Source organism: Flavobacterium granuli (assembly GCF_031456055.1).
Classification (GTDB): domain Bacteria; phylum Bacteroidota; class Bacteroidia; order Flavobacteriales; family Flavobacteriaceae; genus Flavobacterium; species Flavobacterium granuli_A.
In genome coordinates this window covers 351955-374801 of record NZ_JAVDTX010000004.1, presented here as the reverse complement: position 1 = coordinate 374801, position 22847 = coordinate 351955, and the positions used below count along the sequence as shown (strand labels likewise).

The following is a 22847-nucleotide window of genomic DNA, read 5'->3' as shown; positions in this document are numbered from 1 at the left end:
TTATGCTAAAAAAGGTATTATTTTGGGTTGTCATTTTTTATTTTTCTGGGCTTCAGGCTCAAGAAATAGATTCGACTTACACTACCAAAAAAATAGCTTTTACTACCGACACTATTCACTTGGAATCCGTAAGCATCAACTCCAGTTATTTCAAAGTATTGGACACAAAAAATCAAGTCATCGACAGTACTTTATACCAAATCAACTTTTCCAAAGGTTATCTTTTACTCAAAAACCAAAACTTCTCGCCTACTGATTCCCTAACGGTTCATTATCTAAAGCTACCGGATATTTTAACCAAAGAATATACCATTTACGACAGTAGCAAAATCATTGACAACGATGCCACCACTCAGAATTTGTACAGAATGGAGAGTATTTCGACTCCAAAAAACGTTCCATTTGATGGTATTTTAGCAACAGGAAGTCTTTCCCGAGGCGTTACCATTGGTAGTAATCAAAATGCGGTAGTCAATTCAAATCTAGATTTTCAAATCACTGGAAAAATATCCGAAAAAGTCAGTATTCGAGCTTCAATTCAGGACACGAACATTCCGGTGCAGGAAGGCAGTTATTCACAACGGCTGAATCAGTACGACAATGTTTTTATGGAGCTTTTTACCGATGATTGGAATGTTCGTGCCGGTGATGTTTTTATAGGAAACAATACTACCCGCTTCCTCACTTTCAACAAAAAAATTCAAGGATTATCGGCTACGGTCAATTTTGGAAATGAAGACCGAAAGACCAATGTTTTTGCATCGGGCGGACTTGTTACGGGGAATTATGCCAGCAGTAATTTCAAAGGACAAGAAGGAAATCAAGGGCCATATAAATTGGTTGGACAAAATGGTGAATTATATGTTTTAGTCATCATCGGTTCGGAGCGGGTTTATGTCAATGGCGTTTTATTAAAAAGAGGTGAAAACTTCGATTACATTATTGATTATAATTCTGGAGAAATTGTGTTTAACTCTCAATTCCCTATTACTTCCGAAATGCGAATAGTTGTCGAATACCAATATTCCGAGAACAATTACACGAGATTCATCACTTATGACGGCGCTAGTTATACAGACAAAAAATGGAATTTTGGAGCCGCTGTATATTCTGAAAATGATTTAAAAAACCAACCCGTCCAGCAAAATCTTTCAAGCGAACAAGCTCAAATTTTGGCGGAAGCAGGAGACAATCCCAATATGATGATTGCTCCATCAGCCGTTCCCGACACCTATGACGAAAAGAAAATACAGTATAAAAAAACCATTCTGGGAACAACCGATATTTATGAATATTCCACAAACCCCGATGACAAATTGTACAATGTTCAATTTACTTTGATCGGTCAAGCCAAAGGCAACTATATATTATCAAATCCTACCAGCGTTGATAGAATATTTGAATATGTTGAACCAATTAATGGAATCCCACAGGGAAACTATGAAGCTATCATACAATTGGTCGCTCCTGTAAAAGCGCAAGTGGCAACTTTCTTTGGAAAATACAACCCTTCAGAAAAAACGGTTGTTGATTTTGAATTAGCGGTTAGCAACAGCGATAAAAACTTATTTTCTACAATAGATGACAATAATAATCAAGGATTGTCGGGCGAAATTAACGCCAAACAGCGACTGTATTCCAAAAAATGGAATGTTGATGCGTTCGTAGATTTTCAGAGCATTCAAGCCGAGTTTAAACCCGTTGAGCGCATCAACAGTATAGAATTCTATCGCGATTGGAATGTAAACACAACATCAACTGGTGACCAAAGCTTATTGGGAACTGGCTTGAATTTTAATTTAATCCCAAGTACAGACTCAACAAAAGTTGCAACAATTACTTATGCTTTTCAGAAACTAGCGCTTACCAATACTTATTCGGGTGTAAAAAACAACCTCAACGCAGGGTTTGAATTTAACCATTGGAACATTAAAAACGACGGAAGCTATTTAAAAAGTGATGACGTAGAAAACACCTCGAAATTCCTGAGAAACTTTTCACATGTTCGTTATAATTCCAAAAAAAACTGGATTGGCAGTACGCTCCGTTTTGAAGACAATCAAGAAAAAAACAAAGCAACTCAACAATTCTCTTTGCTAAGCCAGCGCTTTTCGGAATACGGAATATATGCCGGACATGGCGACAGTACCAAAGTTTATGTCCAATTGGGTTATGCAAAAAGAGTAAACGACAGTGTTCAAAACGGATTACTTCAAAGAGTAAACACATCAAACAGCTATAATTTACAAACCAAATTATTCACGACAGAAAGTAGGGATGTATCTTTATTTGTCAATTACAGACAATTAAATTACACCGATCCAGCCCTAAAAACAACACCTTCTCTAAATGCAAAAATGTTGTACAACGACCAATTTTTCAATAAATTGATTCAAAGCAATACACTCTACCAAACCAATTCCGGAACCATGCCTTTTCAGGATTACACTTATGTAGAAGTTCCAGCCGGACAGGGAAAATATACTTGGAATGATTATAACGGCAATGGAATAAAGGATTTGGAAGAATTTGAAATCGCGCCTTTTTCGGATTTAGCGACCTATACCAGAATCTTTTTACCTAATCAGATTTATATCAAAACCAACCAAAACAGATTTTCTCAGTCCTTCATAATCAATCCTATTGTTTGGCAAAATAGCAGTCCATTCAAGAAAGCGCTATCCTATTTTTATATGCAAACTTCCTTTATTATGGATCAAAAGATTAAAAATAACGAAGAACATTTGGCACTAAATCCATTTGAATCGTCTTCTGAAGACATTTTAGGACTTATCAAAACCTTCACCAATAGCCTGTCGTACAACAGAGGAAAAAGAGACAATTCCGTTACCTATACTTTCACCAAAAACGAAACCCAAAATTTATTGTCCATTGGAACCATCCAAAACAAAAACAGTTTCCATCAACTGCAATACCAACACTTATTACAAAAAAGCTGGCTATTTGACATACTCGCCAAAACCATCCAAACCGCAACAGAATCCCAAACATTTGCCGAAAAAAACTATACAATCGAAGGTTATTTATGCATTCCTAAAATCAGTTACCTTTTCTCCGAGAAAGTCAGTTTAGACCTTTTTTATGAATACATAAACAAAGAGAATCAAATTGGCACTTTAGATACTTTAACCCAAAATCGTTTTGGCACTTCTTTTAGCTACGTTGGCACTTCCAAGTTTAACGTAAACGGAGAAATCTCATTGTACGAAAATGACTTTGTGGGCAATGAGTTTTCTTCCGCTGGATACCAAATGTTGGAAGGATTGCAAAGAGGACAAAATGTAACTTGGAGAACACTTTTTCAAATGAATCTGACTAAGTTTTTGGATTTAAATTTTGTATATCAAGGCCGAAAAAGTGAAGTAAGCGATGCAATTCACACTGGAAGTGTGGAGCTAAGAGCTTATTTTTAATCACATAATAAAATCATCTGCACTATTTTGTAGTAAAAAACAATGTATAAAATCGCATTTTTTTTAATTAAATAATCTTTTAGTAATACATTGCAAACATTAAAAAGCAAAGCATCCCGTATTTTCGCCTTACATTTAAACTGTAAGACTCACACATGAATTTAGACTCCGAAAATAAAACTATTTTGATTACTCCATTAAATTGGGGACTGGGTCATGCTACCCGTTGCATTCCTATTATCAAAGCGTTACAGGAAAATAATTTCACCCCAATTATTGCTTCAGATGGAATTGCTCTTGAGTTGCTTCGAAAAGAATTTCCCTATTTAAAAACCCTTGAATTACCTTCTTACCAAATTGAATATGCCAAAAACGGCAAAAATTTCAAATGGAAACTGATAAAAAGCCTCCCAAAAATGATTGAAGCCATTAGGGAAGAAAAAAGAATCGTAAAAAAATGGATTCAGAAATATAAAATTAACGGCATCATATCCGATAATCGATTAGGCGTTATCAGCCACAAAATTCCGTCAGTATTTATTACACACCAATTGAATGTAATGACTGGAAATACCACCTGGATTACCAGTAAATTACACCAAAATATCATCAAAAAATACAACGCCTGCTGGGTTCCCGACGTAAACGGAAAATTGAACCTAACCGGAAAGCTCGGCCATCTGGAAAGCAACTCGCTCAACTTACGTTACCTTGGCCCATTAAGCCGTATGCACAAAATGGCATTACCCATTCAGTATGACTTAATGATTATTCTGTCTGGGCCTGAACCGCAACGCGGATTACTGGAAGCTCATCTTACCGAAGAAGTAAAACGTTTTGACGGAAAAGTAGTTTTCGTAAAAGGAATTATCGAAGCTGAACAAAAAAAGGAACAAATAGGAAATGTAACTTATTACAATTTCATGAAAACCCGCCAGTTGGAACAAACCTTCAACGAAAGCGAAAAAGTGCTTTGCCGTTCTGGTTACACTACGATTATGGACTTGGTCAAGCTCAACAAAAAAGCCTTTTTCATACCCACTCCCGGACAATACGAACAAATCTATCTTGCCGAAAAACTGCAAAAAGAAGGTTTAGTTCCTTATGCAACCCAAGATAGTTTTAGAATTGAAAATCTTTCACAAATAGAACAATTCAAAGGGCTTCCGCAATTGGACAGTACCCCTAACTGGGAAGAGTTATTCAAAGTGTTTTCAAATAAAAAAAAATATTTAAGTTTTGTCTGAAATCAATGTTTTAATTTCCAACCAAAACCAGTTGAAAAAACATAATCCAATTTTTCGGTATCTTGATAAGGCTGATTGTCAAAATTTGCGTTGATGGACGCTTTTATATAAAAATCCAATGGTAAATCATATTTGAATGAAAAATCAACATCGGTTCTAAACCTACCTTTTTCAGACAAACTGGGAAACATTGAAACGGAAGTATTTATATTGATATCATCAAAATTAAACATGTTAAATTGAGTGGTAAAGACCAATTCAAATGAATTCTTATCGGTTGTGGAATCAAAATATTTTTCAATATTGTAGGTCAAACCTCCACCGGCCAGAAAATATAATTTGTTATTTCTTACCAAATAATTACCCATTCCGAAACTTGGACTAAACCTTCCTTTTATGGACTGACTCGTGTTTGACAAAAAGGAAAAATTCGAATTAAAAAACCAATTATCTCTATAATATTTTTTTGTATCCAATTCCCATTCGACCCTTTCAATATCTTCAACATCATCTTGAACATTGAATAATTGATCATATTTGACGGTATGAATCCATTTTTCGCTGATATAATTCAGTTGCAATGCCAAAGTCAATTGTTTACTGTTATTGGTTTTTGTAAAATTATATCCAAAATCAAATGAGCCTGTAAAATGTTTCCAAAACCCGCTTTCAATCTTATTCAAACTCACTATTTTACTAACCGATACATTCTGAATAGTATCTCCACTAGTAATTGTGACCTCATTATCTTTATTCGATTTTAATGTACCGTAAAAACTACTCCCATCTACCAAATAAATGGAATATTTATTGACCAAAATTAGTTTTATGATTTTATCAAATTCAATTTTAAAATCTTGATCACTGAATTTAGTTTCGGCTATTAGTATATTGTTTGACATACTTTTTACCTCACCAACCATCATTTCTTTGTTCTTAAAATACAAAGTGTCATTTTGGCCATGGAGCCCAATACAAAACAGAAAAAACAATGAAAGCAGAAAACATTTCATATAGATTAAATAGAAGTCAAAATATAAAGTTAAGCAATTGAATTTAAATAAAATAGACTCATTTCAAAAAGCAAAAAAGTCGGAACCGTTTATCAGCTCCGACTTTTTAAAATTTATAAATTTTCAACTTCTGAAAGCAACTATTCTTCGGGCAAAATATCATCCAGTTTATCATGTTTGATAATTTTGGCATTGACCGTAAAGTAAACATACTCCGCTATATTCGTGCAATGCTCCGAAATGCGCTCCAAATGCTTCAAAACAATCACCAGATTAGTCCCGGAAACCACAGCTTTGGAATTGACCTTCATTTCATTGATAACATCATGAATGGCATCCTCGCAGCTATTTGTAATATCCTTGTTTAGAACAAAAATCTCTCCGGTAGCTTTACCATCTTGTGTGGCAAAACATTTATTGGTTTTAACGGTAATCAATTCGACTTGTCTGGCAATATCGGCAATGTCGAACTTTTCGATCAAATCAAGTTTTTCCTTTATGTTTTTTGATTTTTTCATGATACTAATAGACAAATCCCCAATTCGTTCTATCTCATTACTTATTTGCATTGCAGACATAATAAATCTCAAATCGGAAGCGACAGGTTGCTGCAAAGCAAAAATACTTTGGCAAACCTCATCTATTTTGATATCTAATTTATCTATTTTATTCTCGGTTTTTTTTATAATTTTCCCTCCAGCGGCTTCAGGTTCCTGCAAAAGTATTTTGACAGCTTCGCTCACTTGACCTTCCGCCAATTTCCCGATTTTTTTAATAATGCTTTTTAAATTATCTAATTCTATTTCGAAACGTGTTGCCATTTTTTTCTAATTTAAGTATTAAAGATTAAAAAAATTAAAGATATATGAACTTATATTCATCACTAAAGGTTTTTATAATCTTTGCATTTTACAATTTTTCAATTATTTTATTATCCAAATCTACCCGTGATGTAATCTTCGGTTTGTTTCTCCTTTGGTTTTGTAAAGATAGAATTTGTCTTCCCCATTTCTATTAAATTCCCCATATAAAAAAAGGCTGTATGGTCACTAGTTCTCGCCGCTTGTTGCATATTGTGCGTTACGATAATGATCGTGTATTGCTCTTTCAATTCATGTATCAACTCTTCAATTTTTGAAGTGGAGATTGGATCCAATGCACTTGCGGGTTCATCCATCAAAATAATGTCTGGGCTTACCGCCAAGGTTCTTCCAATACACAAACGCTGTTGCTGTCCCCCTGAAAGTCCTAATGCCGAATCATCCAAACGATCTTTCAACTCATCCCAAATAGCGGCTTGACGCAAAGATGTTTCCACAATTTCATCCAATTCTGTCTTATTTGTTATCCCGTTGATGCGAGGCCCATAAGCTATATTCTCGTAAATGGATTTCGGAAAAGGATTAGACTTTTGAAAAACCATTCCAATCTTTTTTCGGATATTGACTACATCAACATTTTTATCATAAATATCGACATCTTCCACCAGCATTTTACCAGTAATGGAAACACTAGGAATTAAATCATTCATCCTGTTGATACATCTCAGAAAAGTGGATTTCCCACAACCCGAAGGTCCAATTAAAGCAGTCACCTTGTTGGCTGGAATATCCATTGTGATTTCGTTCAGCGCCTTTTTTTCACCATAGTATAGTGACAAATCATTAACTTTTATTTTTATGTCCTTCATTGTTTTTTATTGTTTTATAAAAGAGATAATCCTATAATTACCCCACAAAATCTGCAATCAAAAATTTTACTTTGCTCTTCTTCTAATTCTTGATCTAATGATTACGGCAACAACATTTAGTGATAACGTCAAAATTAACAACACTAATGTGGTAGCAAACTGTATTGGCATGGTTTTCTCCACATCCGAAGATTGAGTTGACATAATATAAACATGGTAACCCAAATTCATAAATTGGTCGCTCAAAGAACCCGGTAGCGTAGCCAAATAATAGGCTGCACCCGTAAATAATATTGGAGCTACCTCACCGGCACCTCTACTCACAGCAAGAATAGTTCCTGTCATAATTCCGGAAACAGAACCCGGAAGCACTACTTTTTTGATGGTTTGCCATTTGGTTGCGCCAAGTGCCAAACTAGCTTCCCTTAATTCGCGTGGAATAGTTTTCAAAGCTTCTTCAACAGAAACGATGATAACAGGCAAAGTCAACAAAGACATTGTTAAACTCGCCCAAAGAATATTGGGTTGTCCCCAGCGCAATTCTCCTCCATTAAAAACAGTATCGGCACCAGCTCCCAAAAATTGGATAAAAAACCCTAGCCCAAAAAGTCCGAATATAATGGATGGCACAACCGCTAAAGTACGAACCGAGAATCGTACCGCTGCTGCAAATTTGGAATTCTCGCTGGCATATTCCGTTAAGTAAAGCGCCGTAATAGTCCCGAATGGAACTGCCGCAATAGACATTACGATTACTAAAATAAAAGTACCTATCAAGGCTGGAAAAATCCCTCCCTCGGTCATTCCATTTGTAGGGAAAGCAGAAATAAATTCCCATGAGAATTTGGATCTCCCCTCGTAAATGATAATTCCCAAAATAACAAAAAGAATAGTCATAATAAGGATTACGGCCAATTGGGTCATCCCGATGAAAATTTTCCCCTTCATTTCTGAAGCACTTTTTTCACTCGAAAAAAAGTGCTTTTCTGATTCATTTATAACTTTTTCCATAATTATTTTCCTTGGAATTTTTTCAACAATTTGCCCTTTATATAAAACTCGGCTATTGCATTTAATGCAAATGAGAAAACGAAAAGCAGCGACCCTATAAAGAACAAAACACTGTAATGGGTTTCTCCAAATACCGTTTCGGCCATTTCAGAACCAATAGTTGCGGCAAAAGTTCGCACACTTTCAAAAGGATTAGCAGAAAGTAAAGCAGCATTTCCAGTTGCCATCAAGGCGATCATTGTTTCCCCAAATACTCTTCCAACTCCCAGCAACAATGCCGCAAAAATACCAGGCGTTGCCGCCGGCAAAACCACAAAAAAAGCAGTTTGCCACTTACTAGCCCCCAATGCCAGACTCGCTTCGGTATAGGTCTTTGGAACCGAAGACAATGCATCTTCTGAAATAGTATAAATAATTGGAATAGCAGCCAAAGCCATCGCAATTCCTCCGATGAAAGCATTTAATCTGGAATCATATCCAAACCCATTCTGAAAAAAACTGGCCAAAACCATCAATGCAAAAAAACCAATAACCACAGATGGAAAAGCAGCAAGCATTTCGATAATAGGTTTTATGATTTCCTTGATTCTTTTGGAGGCAAAACAAGAAGTATACAAAGCGGCAAAAACCGCCAACGGACCCGCAATAAGCATGGCTATAATAGTCACTTTCAGAGTTCCTATCAACAAACCGATTAATCCAAATCTGGGATTATCAGAAACAGGAACCCATTCTGTACTGAAAAAAGTATCCCAAGTTTTATCTGATCCTTCTTGATTTTGGGGAGCCACATCTATTGTTTCGTCTGCCGATGTAACTGTCAAGTCTACTATTGGAGTATCTCCATAGCTTTCGGGTTTAAGTTCCTCTGTAGATTCTGTCCCGTAAGATTCGGGTTTTAACTCCTCAGTTGACTCAGATCCGTAAGACTCAGGTTTCAAATCTTCTGAAGCTGCATCGTAAGATTCTGGTTTATTTACTGCAGATGCGTGAATTTCTGATTTGTTCTTATCATCGCTTCCTAGACTAAATAATGGCAATGATTCTTTGAATACAAAAATGAAAATCAAGAAAATAACCGCTATTGACAAAAAGGCAATCGATGATATGATCTTTTCTGCCAAGAACTCAGAAAGCCTGAATTGTTTCTTTAAACTTTCCTTCGTGAAAGCTTGATTAATGGGTAATTGTGAATGCATCTTACTTTTTTATAAATACGTATAGAATAAACATAAATATCCCTCACTTGTAAATGAGGGATATTTTACTTTGTATTATTTTAAAGGATAATACCCCACTTCTTGAACATAAGCTTGGCCAGCAGGACTCAAAATCCAATCAATAAAAGCTTTGGTTTCCCCTTTTGGTTTCGATTTCAAATACATGTACAAATACCTTGTAATAGGATAAGAATTGTTTTTAACGGTTGCAACGGTTGGTAAAACACCTTTGCTCTTGGCATCTTTTTTCACCTTACAGTCTTTTACCCCTTCGGCATAAGCAGACCCACCATATCCTATGCTATATTTATCTTTTTTAACTGCATTTACAATAGCTGCAGTACCAGGTAAAGTTTGACATCTTGGTGAAAAATCTGTTTTAACTACGTGTTCTTTAAAAAATTCAAATGTCCCCGAACTGCTCTCTCTTCCATACAATTGTATATTTTCATCTGCGCCACCTACTTCTTTCCAGTTCGTTATTTTTCCGGAAAAAATATCCCCAATCTGTTTTATCGTAAGCTCCGAAACAGTGTTTCCTTTATTTAAAAAAACAGATAAACCATCTTTGGCACAAGGAATTTCAATTCCCATAGTACCATACTTTTCTTTTAATTTCCCTACTTCAGAAGATTTAATTGGACGACTTGAGTTGGCAATATCTGTAGAACCATTAATCAAAGCAGCCAAACCCACTCCAGATCCACCACCTGTAACCTGTATCGCGGTTCCTGGATTTTTCTTCATATACACTTCTGCCCATTTTTGCGACAGAATCACCATCGTGTCCGAACCTTTAATAGTTATCTTATTCAATGCTGTAAACGAATATCCAACAGTCATTGTAACCAATACTATTGCCGCTATTTTTAATTTACTTTTATTCATTTTTAAAGTTTATTTAAATTTACGACAAAAGTAAAGGCCTAACGTTAACTTTATGTTAAGCCAGTATTATTCAATCTTTATCCTTTACGTGGTTTTTACAATAATTTTACAATAAAAAAACCGCCAATGGCGGTTTTTTTATTAAACAATACTAAATTATTATGATATTTATATTTTCTTTTTAGAAATTAAATTGCGCTTGTAATCGTAGTAAATTTCCTTGCTGTCTGTTATCTCTTTTGGCGCTATCCTCAAAAGTTCTGTCAGATACAACCCATTCTGCAACTAATTCAAATGCTTTAAGAGGTTGCCACTCCAATCCAAATTCATAGTCCCTTACCATATAACTTCTCGCATCTTTTTCAAATTTCTTTCCTCCATCATAATATTGAAATTTAGCAAACGGGTATAACAAATGATGCCTTGGTAAATCCCATTTGTAATTCAGTGTTATATATCCGCCCTGTAAACTTTCAGATTGTATTGTATTGGTAGTTTTGTCATAACGAGGTCCTTCTCCAATATTGTACTCTGTTTGAATCCCAAAGGGTTTTGGATATAGGACAAAACTCGCACCCACTCTTTGGTCAGTGACATACTCTGTATTCAAGGGGGTGGTTACACCAGAAGAAATTTCACTAGTAAAAGCCCACTTACCGGTATAAGCCTGTATTCCTGGCTCAATAATTTGGTTACCAATTACGAAAGGATATGTTAGCCTAGCGACCACATGTAAATCTCTATTCGCTTCCAACTTATTAGGTGTTTGCCCATTATAGGCTCCAAATGCAAATACACCATAATCTCCAGAACCTTTGTAACCGTCTTTAACGAGCATTGCAAAACGTTCTCTTATTTCACTTGGCGCCCACATAAAGAAAATCCCCAAATCTCGTTCATTAGCAACGGCACTGTTTAAACCATCATTACGATCCAAAGTCAACCTATTTTGACTTGATTGCAAATTTTCGAATCCATAAGGCACTTTACTTTGACCAATTCTAACTCTATATTCTTTTTTCTTATCGAATGACAAATCAACATAGGCATCTCTTAATTGCACAAAATTAATCACTCCAGTAGAAGGGGAACTTGCAAAGTCTGGCTGGATATAAAAAAATACGTTTGGATGTATTTGCCCAGAAAAAACGATACGCGCTCTTCTAATAAAAAAACCATTATTAGATTTTGCATCAGGATCTGAAGATGTTGTACCCCAAGACTTATCGCATTGATCACAAGAAACCTTATCGTTGGTAGAGAACAAACCATTATATCTTACTTGAACATATCCACGAATGGAAAACATATCGTACCATTTCTCCTTTTTCTCCGTTTCTTTAATTTCAACAGGCTTTGCTTTATTAACAGAGTCCATATAGTGAGCAACCGCTTTTTGGATTTGATCGTTGGTGACTTTTGGGTTATTGGTAATCTCTTGAGCATTGCTCAAGCCAATCGTCAACACCATTAATGCTATTATAACTCTTCTTATCATTATGTTAATTCTAAATGTTAATTTTATGCAAAGTTGAGGTTACAATGTTAAGTTAAAGTTAACAGAATGTTATTTAGACGATAATTTAATGTTAACAGGGTTTTCCTTAAGAAAAATTTTGCACTTAAATCTCGTTAATTTTGACACATGAATTTGATAGTCAAATACTTATTTATTATTCAAATATAATAAATCTATTTCTTTTTTAAGCCAAATTGATCTGTAATATATGTCTTTTCAAGAGTAAAAGAGAACTCTGAACCTATTCCAAATTCACTTTCGACATATATTTTTTCTTTATGAGCTTCTATAATGTGCTTCACAATGGAAAGTCCTAAGCCAGAACCTCCTTCGGTACGGGAACCGCTTTTGTCCACCCTGTAAAATCGCTCAAAAATTCTAGAAATATTATGAGGTTCTATTCCTTCTCCGTTGTCGCTAATTCGAACCAAAACTTTTTTATTGGTTAAATTCACAATCGAAATTTCAGTCAAACCGCCTTCTTTTCCATATTTTATGGAGTTTACAAGCAAATTTTCGACTACTTGCTGAATTTTATCTTTGTCGCCGTTTACAAAAACGGGCAGAATATTATCATTTTCGAATGCCAAAGTGATGTTCTTTTTATCCGCTTTCATCTCTAGCAAATCAAAAACATTCCGAATGAGTTTTACTAAATCAAATTTTGTGAAATCAAGATTCAAATCCCCCGATTCTAATTTGGTAATCATATCCAAATCTTCCACAATATAAATCAATCGCTCTACTCCTTTTTCGGCACGTTTCAAGTATTTTTTTCTGATGGTTTTGTCTTCCATGGCCCCGTCAATAAGTGTCGACAAGTAACCCTGAACCGTAAATAATGGGGTTTTAAGTTCGTGAGAAACATTTCCTAAAAACTCTCTTCTATACTCTTCACGTATTTGAAGCATTTCTATTTCGAGTTTTTTATCGGTTGCAAACTTCTTCACTTCACGTGTTAAAGTCTCCATATCAGTGGTGATGGGCTTATTTATAAAAGTACTCGATTCCAAGAGCGCCACATCGTCGTAAATTTTCTTTACCCTTCGATAGATAAATCGCTCCACTCTGTATTGTAGAACAAAAAATGAAAATACATAAACAAAAAACAGGCTAATAAAACCAAACAACAACATGTTCGTAAAAGAAGATTTGAACAGTATTACGGATAAAGTCATGCAAAATCCTGAGACAAATAAACTGATATACAAAGCCGATTTTATAGCAAACTTGTAACTTTTTTTGAAATTGATTTTCATTATTGATTTAACACAGGCATTATGGTTATTAAATAAGAGGCTAAGATACTAAGTTGATAATATTCTAAGAAAAAGTTTGATGTTCTTTTTCTAAACGCAGGTATATTAATTCTCATTTTTAGAAACAATTACTTCGTCTTTTTAAATTGCCAGCATAAAAACTTATTTTCTTAGTAGCTTAGAATCTTAGGTTCTATATTTAAACTTCAAATTTATACCCTACTCCTTTTATGGTTTTGAAAAGATCATCACCTATTTTTTCACGAAGTTTTCTAATGTGTACGTCGATAGTTCTACCACCAACAACTACATCATTTCCCCAAACTTTATCCAAAATTTCTTCTCGTTTGAAAACTTTTCCAGGTTTTGAAGCTAATAGATAGAACAATTCAAACTCTTTTCTTGGCAAAGCAATTTCAAGATTGTCTTTTACAATTTTATATTCTTCACGGTTGATTTCGATTCCCCCCACATTAAGTGTTTCACTGTTTTGATCTTGTTCTTTCAATCTTCGCAACAATGCTTTCACTTTGCTAACCAATAATTTTGGTTTTATCGGTTTAGTAATATAATCATCGGCACCGGCATCAAATCCAGCCACTTGAGAATAATCTTCACTTCTTGCTGTCAAAAATGTAATGATAACATTATTCAACTCGGGTATTCTTCTAATATGTTCACAAGCTTCCATTCCGTCCATTTCTGGCATCATGACATCCATTATAATAAGGCTTGGTATTTCTTTTTTTGCTTTTTCAATAGCTTCTTTACCATTGATAGCTGTAACAATTTGATACCCTTCTTGCGCTAGGTTATAGCCTACAATTTCTAAAATATCCGGTTCATCATCAACCAGAAGAATCTTTGTGTTTCTTTTCTTCATATTTAAAGCAAAAATTAAGTTTTTCGATTGTATTTATCTCTTAATTAAATACAATGACTTTTTATTGCAATGTAAAAGTAATAATAAACGGTAAGTATCAATATAAAAAAAGAGGTCTTAACCTTAATTTAATATGTTAACAATTTCATAATAATTATGATATCCATTCATAACCTGATGTTAACACAAAGACTAGAATCCTGCCATTTATTTGCAGAAAAATTAATACTACTAAAAATGAAATTAAAATTTCTATTCTTTACACTATTTATTTGTGCGATTGGTTTCTCTCAAAACAAAGGAACAATAACAGGTATTTTATTAGACAAAGATTCCAATAATCAATCCTTACCATTTGCCAATGTGCTGATCAAAGGAACAAAAATTGGTACCAACACTGATGTAGAAGGGAAATACACAATTGCGATAGCCCCGGGAAATTATACTGTGCAATTCAGTTTTGTGGGTTATGAAACTACAGAAGTTCCTGTAACTGTGATTGCCAACGAAACTGTAACAGTAAATAGTTCATTGGGTTCTGGAAGCTACAAACTAAAAGATGTTGTTGTAAAATCAAGTGGTGGACGTGAAAAAGAAACCGCTTTATTATTAGAACAAAAAAATGCCGCTGTTATTAAACAAAGTATTGGTGCCCAAGAAATGTCCAGAAAAGGTGTTAGCGATGTTGAAGAAGGTTTAACCAAAATAACCGGAATCACAAAAGTAGGTTCAAGAGGTTTATTCGTTCGTGGACTGGAAGATCGTTACAATAATTTATTGATTAATGATTTGGCTGCTCCAACAAACAATCCGTTTTTAAAAATCATTCCTTTAGACTTATTCTCTACAGACATTGTAGGAGTTATTGAGGTTTACAAGACATTTAGCCCTAACATTTACGGAGATTTTGCTGGCGGGACATTTAACATTCAAACTTCAAAAGGATCAAAGAGTGTTACAAAAATCAACATCGGAACAAGCTATACAGTAAACAGTAACTTAAAAACCTTTTCGCTTTCTAAAGATGCTGATTCAGCTGAAGGTTTCTTTGGTTTGACTGCAGATAACAGAGACTTGCCTGCGTTATTAGGTGATACTCCATCAAGTCATGTTTTCACTCCAACAGAATCTTTAAATTCATTTCAAAGCGGTTTTGACGTTTCAGAAATAAAAAGCCCATTAAATACTAGTATCGGTCTTTTACATTCAGAAAAATTTAGTTTAACTGATGGAAAAAACTTCTCTTATCTTTTCTCTATAAATGCAGAAAATAGTTTTAGTATCCAAGAAGGTGTAGACAGAACATTTCGCTATCAAAGTACTGGTATCGACTACAAAACTGATTTCGTAACCACAGACAGCCATTATAAAACAGCTTTAACTGGTTTGCTGGGTTTAAATTATAACACAAATCGTTTGAAGTTAACTCTCAATAGTCTTTTTATAAAAACTACAGACAATTTAATCAAAGACCAATATGGTGTTGCCAACGCCGAAACAGGAACAGGAGAAAACAAAACACTCATTCGTACCAATCAATTAGACCAATCCATTTATTGGAACAATCAATTAGGAGGAGAATTCGCTTTGACGGAAGACAAAAACCAAACTATAAAAGCCGGCATATCTTATGCTGTAACAAAATACGATCAGCCGGACAGAAAAGCTTTTTCTGGAGCGAAAACTCCAAATAACGGAATACTTGCTTCGATTGCAGGTAACAACTTCATTAAGCAGTATTTAGAAATTACAGGAAATACTTATTTATCCGGATTGGCTGAATACAGTTTAAAATTTGGAGGAGTAGATAAAAACAACAAATTGACTGTTGGATATAATGGCAACACTTCTGACATGGAATCTTCTTATCGTTTTATTTCTCCAACAGCAGGTCCAAATATCGATGCGCCACTTAACAGTATCGATGAGCAATTAAATGCATATATAGCTTCTGGTGCTTTTCATTTTAAGGAAAGTTCCAATTCAACATATAAAGCAATATTAAATGAAGGCGCGAATGCAGGATATGCCAATTTGCTTTATAAATTCAACGAAAAATTGGAAGCTAATGCTGGAGTAAGAGTAGAAAGTACCAATAGAGAAACGAAATACAGACAACAAGGTTCTTTTGACGAACCATTCGAAACTCTAAAATATGATAAAGTCTATTTCTTACCTTCCTTGAACTTAAAATACGGGCTAAATGAAAATTCAAATATTCGTTTTGCAGGTGGGGTTACTTATACAAAGCCTGTGATAATGGAAGCTTATCCTATTGAATATGTCAATGCCGATGGAACTTCAATGAAAGGAAACCCGTTTTTAGTGAATAGTGATAATTATAATCTTGATTTGAAATACGAACTTTTCCCAACTTCAAAAGAAATGTTTGCTGTAGGTATTTTTGGAAAGAAAATGGAAAGTCCTATTGAAAGAACGTTTACTTCAAATGCTGCGGGTTCCACTATCATTACCTATTTAAATTCGGATAACGCAATTTTATATGGTGCCGAAATTGAGTTTATTTATGATCTAGGTCGTATAAATACAAACCTTTCAGATTTTTCATTAGGGTTTAACACATCATTAATGAGTACTAAAGTCGAAGTAAGTCCATTTACAACAAATCCTGATGGATCTCAGTCAGAATCTATAGAAACTCATCAAACAAGAGATTTACAAGGAGCTTCGAATTGGCTGATTAATTCCGATTTAAAATACCAGTTTGATTTTAGCCAATCATGGAGCAATACTGTTTCATTAGTTTACTCCGTATTTGGAAAAAGAATATATGCGGTAGGAACAAACAATTTAGATCATATTTATGAATTGCCTGTACAACAATTGGATTTTGTTTGGAGCAGTAAATTATCAGAACATTTTGATCTAAAATTCTCTGCCGACAATTTAATAGATCCATCACGTGAATTCGAATTGGGAGACAACAGTACAGTACCGGTTATAGGAAATCCATTGACAGACAGCTATAAAAAAGGAAGAGGATTTTCTTTAAGCCTAGGATATACTTTTTAAGAAAAACTGAGTTTCAATAGCTTGAAAGCCCTATTAATTTAGGGCTTTTTTTGTAGCATAAAGCCAAATAATCTCTTAACATTTTATTTACACTTTAGGGCTTTTATAATAACAGTATTGTAATAATTAGCTAACGTGCAGATTGAATTCCTAAAGTATTTTTGTTTCAAGAAATAACTATTAAACAACAATTATGAAAACTAAATTTTTCGCCTTAGCAATGTCTTTAGGTTTATTAATCTCATCATGTAGCAGTAACGATGATGACACCGTTCCATTTACAGTTGCCCCTTTAACAGGAACTGAAAGTATTATTGTAGGAGGAACAACAATTTTTACAAGTACAACAACTGGTGGAACATTTACCAGTTCTACTCCAGCTGTTGCAACTGTTAATGCTACAAGTGGAGAAATTGTAGGGGTTTCAGTAGGAACTTCAACAATTACATATACCGCTCAAACAATTTCAGTGACAAAAACAGTAACTGTATCAGCAATACCAGCTGCCACTGGAGAAATAACAGGACCAATAACAGCAAACAAAACTTATGCTTACGGAAATTACACTATGAAAGGTGTTGTAAAAATTAACGATGGTGTGACATTAACTTTTGAAGCTGGTTCAACTATTACAGTTGATAAAACAACAGGGGATAATGCATTAGTTGTATTGAAAGGTGGTAAATTAATCGCCAACGGTACCGCTGACAAACCAGTTGTATTTACTGAAAAATCTGGAATTGCAGGCTCTTGGGGAGGTATTATCATGTATGGTGACGCTCCGATCAATGCTATTAACGGTGTTAAAACTTCAACCTCTGAAGATGGAAACGCTTTACCTTATGGTGGTACAAATGATGCTCACAATGGTGGTTCGTTAAAATACGTTAGAGTAGAATATGCTGGATCAAAATTAGCTGATGGTACAAAAGAATTAAACGGATTCTCTTTCTATTCAGTTGGTTCTGGAACAACATTAGATCATTTAGTTTCTTATAAAGGTGCAGATGACGGATTTGAGTTCTATGGTGGAACTGTAAGTTTAACAAATGCAATCTCTTATGGTAACACAGATGATTCATTTGACTGGCAAGATGGCTGGAACGGTCAAGCAAGTACAAACTGGTATGCATATCAAGCTGGAAAAGGAAATTTTGGAATGGAAATTGAATGTGTAAAAAACAACAACGCTTATTTTCCAAAAGTTACCAATATTACTTTAAGAAGAGCAGCTGGAACAACTCCAGAAGCAGTTGGTGATGTTCAAGTTGATGCTATCCAATTTAAAAATGAAGGAAATGGTGACTTCAGTAACATTATCATAGAAGGTTATGGTGATTACACTGAAGCAGGAACTTTATACACTGGTGCTGCAATAAAAATCCAAGATGCTGGAACAAATACAAATCAAGTAAATGGTTCTAAAATAAAAATTACAAACGTTAAAATATCAGGAACTTCTAAAAATGTTTTAGGTGTTGTAAAATCTCCTTGGGATGGAGTTGTAACATTCCCAGCTGCAAATTTCGTAATTAGTACTACAGCAACTGGTGCTTCTTTAACAGCTGGTGCATGGGCAACAGTTAATGGCGTAGACTTGACTAAATAGTTTTTTACCATAAAAAAGTAAATTTACCAAAGTAAGCCCTGATTTTGAATTAGTTAAATACCTCTCACTTTTTGGGAGGTATTTTTTTTTGTAAACTATTTTTGCTACATTTACAATGTATTTATAATGCGAATGAAAAAAAACTACTTTTATATTATTATTTTAATGGCCATTTTTTTTACTACTAGTGCAACTGCACAAGACAGTAAACAGTCGCCAAAGATACAAGAAAGCACTTCAATTGAAGGGTTAAATTTGTATCCAAACCCTGTGACTAATGGTAAAGTCTACATTTCTTCAAAAAACGATTTAGAAAAAGAAATCATAATTTTTGACGTATTAGGAAAAAAAGTATTGCAAACTATTATTAGCACCAAAGAACTAAACGTTTCTAATCTTTCTCCGGGAGTTTATATCATCAAAATCACTGAAGAAAGCGCAACGAGTAGTCGAAAATTAATAATCCAATAATTCTTCTTAAAATATTCATAAAAGTTCCAATTTTCATTGGAACTTTTTTTTTTGAAACTTTTCAAAGCCACAAACATCTAATTTTCTCAAAAAAAGGTTCCAAAATAATAATACCTTTGTCCTCAAAAAAAAGAACTTGATTACAGCCAGCGACATATTTACCATTTCGAGTCAGAAGCAATTTGAAAAAATAGCTTTAAAAGTGTTCCGATTTCAATACGAGAACAATTTGGTCTACCAAGAATTTTGTGATTTGCTAAAAACGAATCCGCAAAAAGTAAAATCGTTGCATCAAATACCTTTTTTACCCATTCAGTTTTTCAAAAGCCATAATGTTGTATCAAACAATAATCCAATTCAGGCAACTTTTACCAGTAGTGGAACAACAGGAACCATAACAAGCAGACATATCGTTACTGATGTTTCTATTTATGAAGAAAGCTATCGCAAAGGTTTTTCCCAATTTTACGGAAATATTGAAGACTACGTTGTCTTAGCCTTACTTCCCTCCTATCTTGAAAGAGAAGGATCCTCATTGATTTATATGGTTGAAGATTTAATACAATTGACTAACAACAGCGAAAGTGGATTTTATCTCAACAATCACGAGGGACTAATCCAAAAACTGATTGAGTTGGACCAAGCAGGACAAAATGTTATTCTGATTGGGGTTACCTATGCTTTATTGGATTTAATTGAAAAACATACCTTCCAACTGCAGCACACCATTATTATGGAAACCGGAGGAATGAAAGGAAAACGCAAAGAAATGATTCGGGAAGAATTACACGAACAACTTTACGACGGATTTGGCGTCACAGCCATCCATTCTGAGTATGGAATGACCGAATTACTATCCCAAGCTTATTCGTTAGGAAATGGCGTATTTGAATGCCCTTCTTGGATGCAAATACACATTCGCGATACCGAAGATGCCTTGACATACATTAACGATGGAAAAACGGGCGGAATTAACGTTATCGACTTAGCTAATATCAATTCCTGTTCATTTATTGCTACGCAAGATTTGGGCAAAAAATATCCCAATACAACTTTCGAAGTATTGGGACGTTTTGATAATTCTGATATTCGTGGTTGTAATTTGATGGTTGTTTAGATTGTTGAATCGTTAAACTTTTAAACAACCCTAATCACAAAATAATTTTTCTTACCGCTTTGCAACAGCACAAATTGATTATTTATCAAATCTTTTGTAGAAAGCACAAATGTTTCATTCACTTTTTCTTTGTTCACCGAAATAGAGTTGGCAGTCAAAGCCCTTCTTGCCTCTCCATTCGATTTGAAGAATCCTGTTTTTTCATTCAAAACTAGAACAATATCCAATCCTACTTGAACGTCGTTTCTTGAAATTTCAGCTTGAGGAACTCCGTCAAAAACCTCTAGAAAAGTAGTTTCATCCAATTGTTTCAAATCATCGGCAGTAGCATTTCCAAAAAGAATATTCGAAGCTTTAATCGCTTTCTCCAATTCTTCAGCTGAGTGAACAAAAACAGTTAACTCTTCAGCTAATTTTCTTTGTAAAACTCTTAAATGCGGAGCTATTTTATGCTCTTCAATTAAAGCGTCTATAGTTTCTTTGTCCAAGAAAGTAAAAATCTTGATATATTTCTCAGCATCTACATCTGTAGTATTCAACCAAAATTGGTAAAATTTATAAACTGAAGTTTTATCTGCAGTTAACCACACATTTCCTCCTTCGGATTTTCCAAATTTAGAACCATCGGCTTTGGTAATTAACGGACAAGTCATCGCAAAAGCTTTGGCTTCTTCACCAACGTTCATTCTTCTAACCAACTCGGTTCCTGTGGTAATATTCCCCCATTGATCCGAGCCTCCCATTTGCAACAAACAATTGTATTCTTTATGCAAATGGTAAAAATCGTACCCTTGAATCAATTGATAAGTAAATTCAGTAAATGACATCCCTTCTCCTTCTCCAGACAATCTTTTCTTAACAGAATCTTTGGCCATCATATAATTTACCGTAATACGCTTACCGACATCACGAGCAAAATTAATGAATGACAACCCTTTCATCCAATCGTAGTTATTAACCAAAACCGGAGCATTTGTAGCAGTATCATTAAAGTCTAAGAAACGAGACAAAACTCCTTTTATACCTTCAACGTTATGATTTAAAGTGGCTTCATCCAATAAATTTCTCTCATCTGATTTTCCGGAAGGATCTCCAATCATTCCAGTCGCACCACCTACCAAAGCAATTGGTTTATGCCCAAAATTCTTAAGGTGAACCAATAAAATAATTGGCACCAAACTACCAATATGCAATGAATCTGATGTGGGATCAAACCCAATATAAGTAGCCGTCATTTCTTTTAAAAGTTGTTCTTCAGTCCCTGGCATGATGTCGTGTACTAAACCACGCCATTGTAATTCGGAAATAATATTTTTCATCTATAAAATAATCAATTTTGAGCAAAGATAAAACTTAATGTTGATTTGCTTATTTGTTTAATCGGTTAATCGAAAAAAAGTTTTACCAAATAAACACTTAAACGATTTAACCAATCAACATAAAATAATATATTTGTAAATATGGTATTAGTCACAGGAGGAACAGGTTTAGTTGGCGCACATCTTTTAATTCACCTATTGGAGAAGGGAGAAAATGTACGTGCCCTCTATAGAAATTTAGACAATACCCATAAAACAAAAGCGCTGTTTTCATTGTACAAAAAAGAGGCTCTTTATGATTCTATCCAATGGATTCAAGGCGATATTCTAGACATTCCAACTTTAGAGAATGCCTTTCAGGGAATAGAGCAAGTATACCATTGTGCAGCGATGATTTCCTTTGATCCAAAAGAAGAAGATCTCGTTCGAAAAATCAATATTGAAGGAACAGCAAACATTGTAAACTTTTGTTTATCCAAAAACGTCAAAAAACTTTGTCATGTGAGCTCCATAGCAGCTCTTGGCGACTTGCCGGAACATGAATCCATTATTACAGAAGAAACCGAATGGAATCCTGAAAAACCGCATAGCGATTACGCCATTTCAAAATATGGTGCCGAAATGGAAATATGGCGCGGTCTACAAGAAGGACTTGAAGTCGTGGTTGTAAACCCTGGTGTCATTATTGGTCCGGGCTTTTGGAATCAAGGAAGTGGTGAACTTTTTACAAAAGTAAAAAACGGATTAGCTTTTTATACCAAAGGATTGACAGGTTTTGTAGCCATTTCGGATGTGGTGTCTATAATGCATCAGCTGATGAAAAGTCCCATTCATGGCGAACGATTTACGCTAATAAGCCAGAACATCATTTTTCAGGATTTCCTATACTCCATTGCCGATGCCTTAAAAGTCAAAAGACCTAAATACCATGCCACTCCACTAATGATGAATATTTTATCAAAACTGGATTGGGTTGCTTCCAATGTTTTTGGTCAAAAGAGACAACTCAGTAAAGCCTCTGCCAGATCTTCTTACACAACCGATTTATATTCCAATGAAAAAATAAAAAACGCCTTGAATATTACATTCATAGACGTTCATAATTATATAAAGGAAATTACAAATCTGTAATTG

17 protein-coding genes are annotated in these 22847 nt (G+C 34.6%); 7 read left to right on the top strand and 10 right to left on the bottom strand.

Annotated features, from left to right (window positions below; all coding sequences use genetic code 11):
- The first annotated feature begins 2 nt into the window (after positions 1-2).
- Entirely contained in the window at positions 3-3434 is a 3432-nt protein-coding gene (locus J2W95_RS10520; RefSeq protein WP_310006706.1) for a hypothetical protein, read from the top strand.
- Between the two features lie 155 nt (positions 3435-3589).
- Positions 3590-4681, top strand: a complete 1092-nt coding sequence (locus tag J2W95_RS10515) for a glycosyltransferase family protein (RefSeq protein ID WP_310006704.1) — start codon at positions 3590-3592, stop codon at positions 4679-4681.
- Positions 4682-4683: 2 nt separating this feature from the next.
- Here the strand turns inward: J2W95_RS10515 and J2W95_RS10510 are convergent, their stop codons facing one another.
- The 9 genes from J2W95_RS10510 to J2W95_RS10470 form a co-directional block, all read right to left on the bottom strand.
- A complete protein-coding gene (locus J2W95_RS10510; RefSeq protein ID WP_310006702.1) occupies positions 4684-5583 on the bottom strand; it encodes a DUF481 domain-containing protein in 900 nt (299 codons plus the stop codon).
- Positions 5584-5834: 251 nt separating this feature from the next.
- Positions 5835-6515 (bottom strand): phosphate signaling complex protein PhoU, encoded by a 681-nt coding sequence (gene phoU / locus J2W95_RS10505; protein ID WP_310006700.1) that lies wholly within the window; start codon positions 6513-6515, stop codon positions 5835-5837.
- A 110-nt stretch (positions 6516-6625) separates the two neighbouring features.
- Positions 6626-7384, bottom strand: coding sequence for a phosphate ABC transporter ATP-binding protein PstB (gene pstB, locus J2W95_RS10500; protein ID WP_310006698.1), 759 nt, complete (start codon positions 7382-7384; stop codon positions 6626-6628).
- 66 nt (positions 7385-7450) lie between these two features.
- Positions 7451-8395 (bottom strand): phosphate ABC transporter permease PstA, encoded by a 945-nt coding sequence (pstA, locus tag J2W95_RS10495; RefSeq protein WP_310006696.1) that lies wholly within the window; start codon positions 8393-8395, stop codon positions 7451-7453.
- A gap of 2 nt (positions 8396-8397) precedes the next feature.
- A complete protein-coding gene (gene pstC, locus J2W95_RS10490) occupies positions 8398-9594 on the bottom strand; it encodes a phosphate ABC transporter permease subunit PstC (RefSeq protein WP_310006694.1) in 1197 nt (398 codons plus the stop codon).
- 75 nt (positions 9595-9669) lie between these two features.
- Positions 9670-10503, bottom strand: a complete 834-nt coding sequence (locus tag J2W95_RS10485) for a PstS family phosphate ABC transporter substrate-binding protein (RefSeq protein ID WP_310006692.1) — start codon at positions 10501-10503, stop codon at positions 9670-9672.
- Between the two features lie 181 nt (positions 10504-10684).
- Positions 10685-12001: a porin gene (locus J2W95_RS10480; RefSeq protein ID WP_310006690.1), complete on the bottom strand. Its 1317-nt coding sequence runs from the start codon at positions 11999-12001 to the stop codon at positions 10685-10687.
- A gap of 194 nt (positions 12002-12195) precedes the next feature.
- The gene (locus J2W95_RS10475; RefSeq protein ID WP_310006688.1) at positions 12196-13281 is read right to left on the bottom strand and encodes a sensor histidine kinase; all 1086 of its coding nucleotides are present in this window, start codon (positions 13279-13281) and stop codon (positions 12196-12198) included.
- Positions 13282-13480: 199 nt separating this feature from the next.
- On the bottom strand, positions 13481-14164 hold the full coding sequence (locus J2W95_RS10470) for a response regulator transcription factor (RefSeq protein ID WP_310006686.1): 684 nt from the start codon (positions 14162-14164) through the stop codon (positions 13481-13483).
- Positions 14165-14401: 237 nt separating this feature from the next.
- Here J2W95_RS10470 and J2W95_RS10465 point away from each other — a divergent pair, with 237 nt between their 5' ends.
- From J2W95_RS10465 to J2W95_RS10450, 4 genes are all read left to right on the top strand, one after another.
- Positions 14402-17197, top strand: a complete 2796-nt coding sequence (locus J2W95_RS10465; protein WP_310006684.1) for a TonB-dependent receptor — start codon at positions 14402-14404, stop codon at positions 17195-17197.
- A 193-nt stretch (positions 17198-17390) separates the two neighbouring features.
- A complete protein-coding gene (locus J2W95_RS10460; protein ID WP_310006682.1) occupies positions 17391-18806 on the top strand; it encodes a hypothetical protein in 1416 nt (471 codons plus the stop codon).
- A 132-nt stretch (positions 18807-18938) separates the two neighbouring features.
- Positions 18939-19277 (top strand): T9SS type A sorting domain-containing protein, encoded by a 339-nt coding sequence (locus tag J2W95_RS10455; protein ID WP_310006680.1) that lies wholly within the window; start codon positions 18939-18941, stop codon positions 19275-19277.
- A 136-nt stretch (positions 19278-19413) separates the two neighbouring features.
- Positions 19414-20394: a LuxE/PaaK family acyltransferase gene (locus J2W95_RS10450; protein ID WP_310006678.1), complete on the top strand. Its 981-nt coding sequence runs from the start codon at positions 19414-19416 to the stop codon at positions 20392-20394.
- A gap of 20 nt (positions 20395-20414) precedes the next feature.
- Here J2W95_RS10450 and tyrS read toward each other — a convergent pair whose 3' ends face one another.
- Positions 20415-21713 (bottom strand): tyrosine--tRNA ligase, encoded by a 1299-nt coding sequence (tyrS, locus tag J2W95_RS10445; RefSeq protein WP_310006676.1) that lies wholly within the window; start codon positions 21711-21713, stop codon positions 20415-20417.
- A 141-nt stretch (positions 21714-21854) separates the two neighbouring features.
- Here tyrS and J2W95_RS10440 point away from each other — a divergent pair, with 141 nt between their 5' ends.
- Positions 21855-22844: an NAD-dependent epimerase/dehydratase family protein gene (locus J2W95_RS10440; protein ID WP_310006675.1), complete on the top strand. Its 990-nt coding sequence runs from the start codon at positions 21855-21857 to the stop codon at positions 22842-22844.
- Positions 22845-22847: the final 3 nt, after the last annotated feature.

Coding starts and splice junctions, on each gene's coding strand:
- J2W95_RS10520 (WP_310006706.1), top strand. CDS start 3: ATGCTAAAAAAGGTATTATTTTGGGTTGTCATTTTTTATTTTTCTGGG.
- J2W95_RS10515 (WP_310006704.1), top strand. CDS start 3,590: ATGAATTTAGACTCCGAAAATAAAACTATTTTGATTACTCCATTAAAT.
- J2W95_RS10510 (WP_310006702.1), bottom strand. CDS start 5,583: ATGTCAAACAATATACTAATAGCCGAAACTAAATTCAGTGATCAAGAT.
- phoU (WP_310006700.1), bottom strand. CDS start 6,515: ATGGCAACACGTTTCGAAATAGAATTAGATAATTTAAAAAGCATTATT.
- pstB (WP_310006698.1), bottom strand. CDS start 7,384: ATGAAGGACATAAAAATAAAAGTTAATGATTTGTCACTATACTATGGT.
- pstA (WP_310006696.1), bottom strand. CDS start 8,395: ATGGAAAAAGTTATAAATGAATCAGAAAAGCACTTTTTTTCGAGTGAA.
- pstC (WP_310006694.1), bottom strand. CDS start 9,594: ATGCATTCACAATTACCCATTAATCAAGCTTTCACGAAGGAAAGTTTA.
- J2W95_RS10485 (WP_310006692.1), bottom strand. CDS start 10,503: ATGAATAAAAGTAAATTAAAAATAGCGGCAATAGTATTGGTTACAATG.
- J2W95_RS10480 (WP_310006690.1), bottom strand. CDS start 12,001: ATGATAAGAAGAGTTATAATAGCATTAATGGTGTTGACGATTGGCTTG.
- J2W95_RS10475 (WP_310006688.1), bottom strand. CDS start 13,281: ATGAAAATCAATTTCAAAAAAAGTTACAAGTTTGCTATAAAATCGGCT.
- J2W95_RS10470 (WP_310006686.1), bottom strand. CDS start 14,164: ATGAAGAAAAGAAACACAAAGATTCTTCTGGTTGATGATGAACCGGAT.
- J2W95_RS10465 (WP_310006684.1), top strand. CDS start 14,402: ATGAAATTAAAATTTCTATTCTTTACACTATTTATTTGTGCGATTGGT.
- J2W95_RS10460 (WP_310006682.1), top strand. CDS start 17,391: ATGAAAACTAAATTTTTCGCCTTAGCAATGTCTTTAGGTTTATTAATC.
- J2W95_RS10455 (WP_310006680.1), top strand. CDS start 18,939: ATGAAAAAAAACTACTTTTATATTATTATTTTAATGGCCATTTTTTTT.
- tyrS (WP_310006676.1), bottom strand. CDS start 21,713: ATGAAAAATATTATTTCCGAATTACAATGGCGTGGTTTAGTACACGAC.
- J2W95_RS10440 (WP_310006675.1), top strand. CDS start 21,855: ATGGTATTAGTCACAGGAGGAACAGGTTTAGTTGGCGCACATCTTTTA.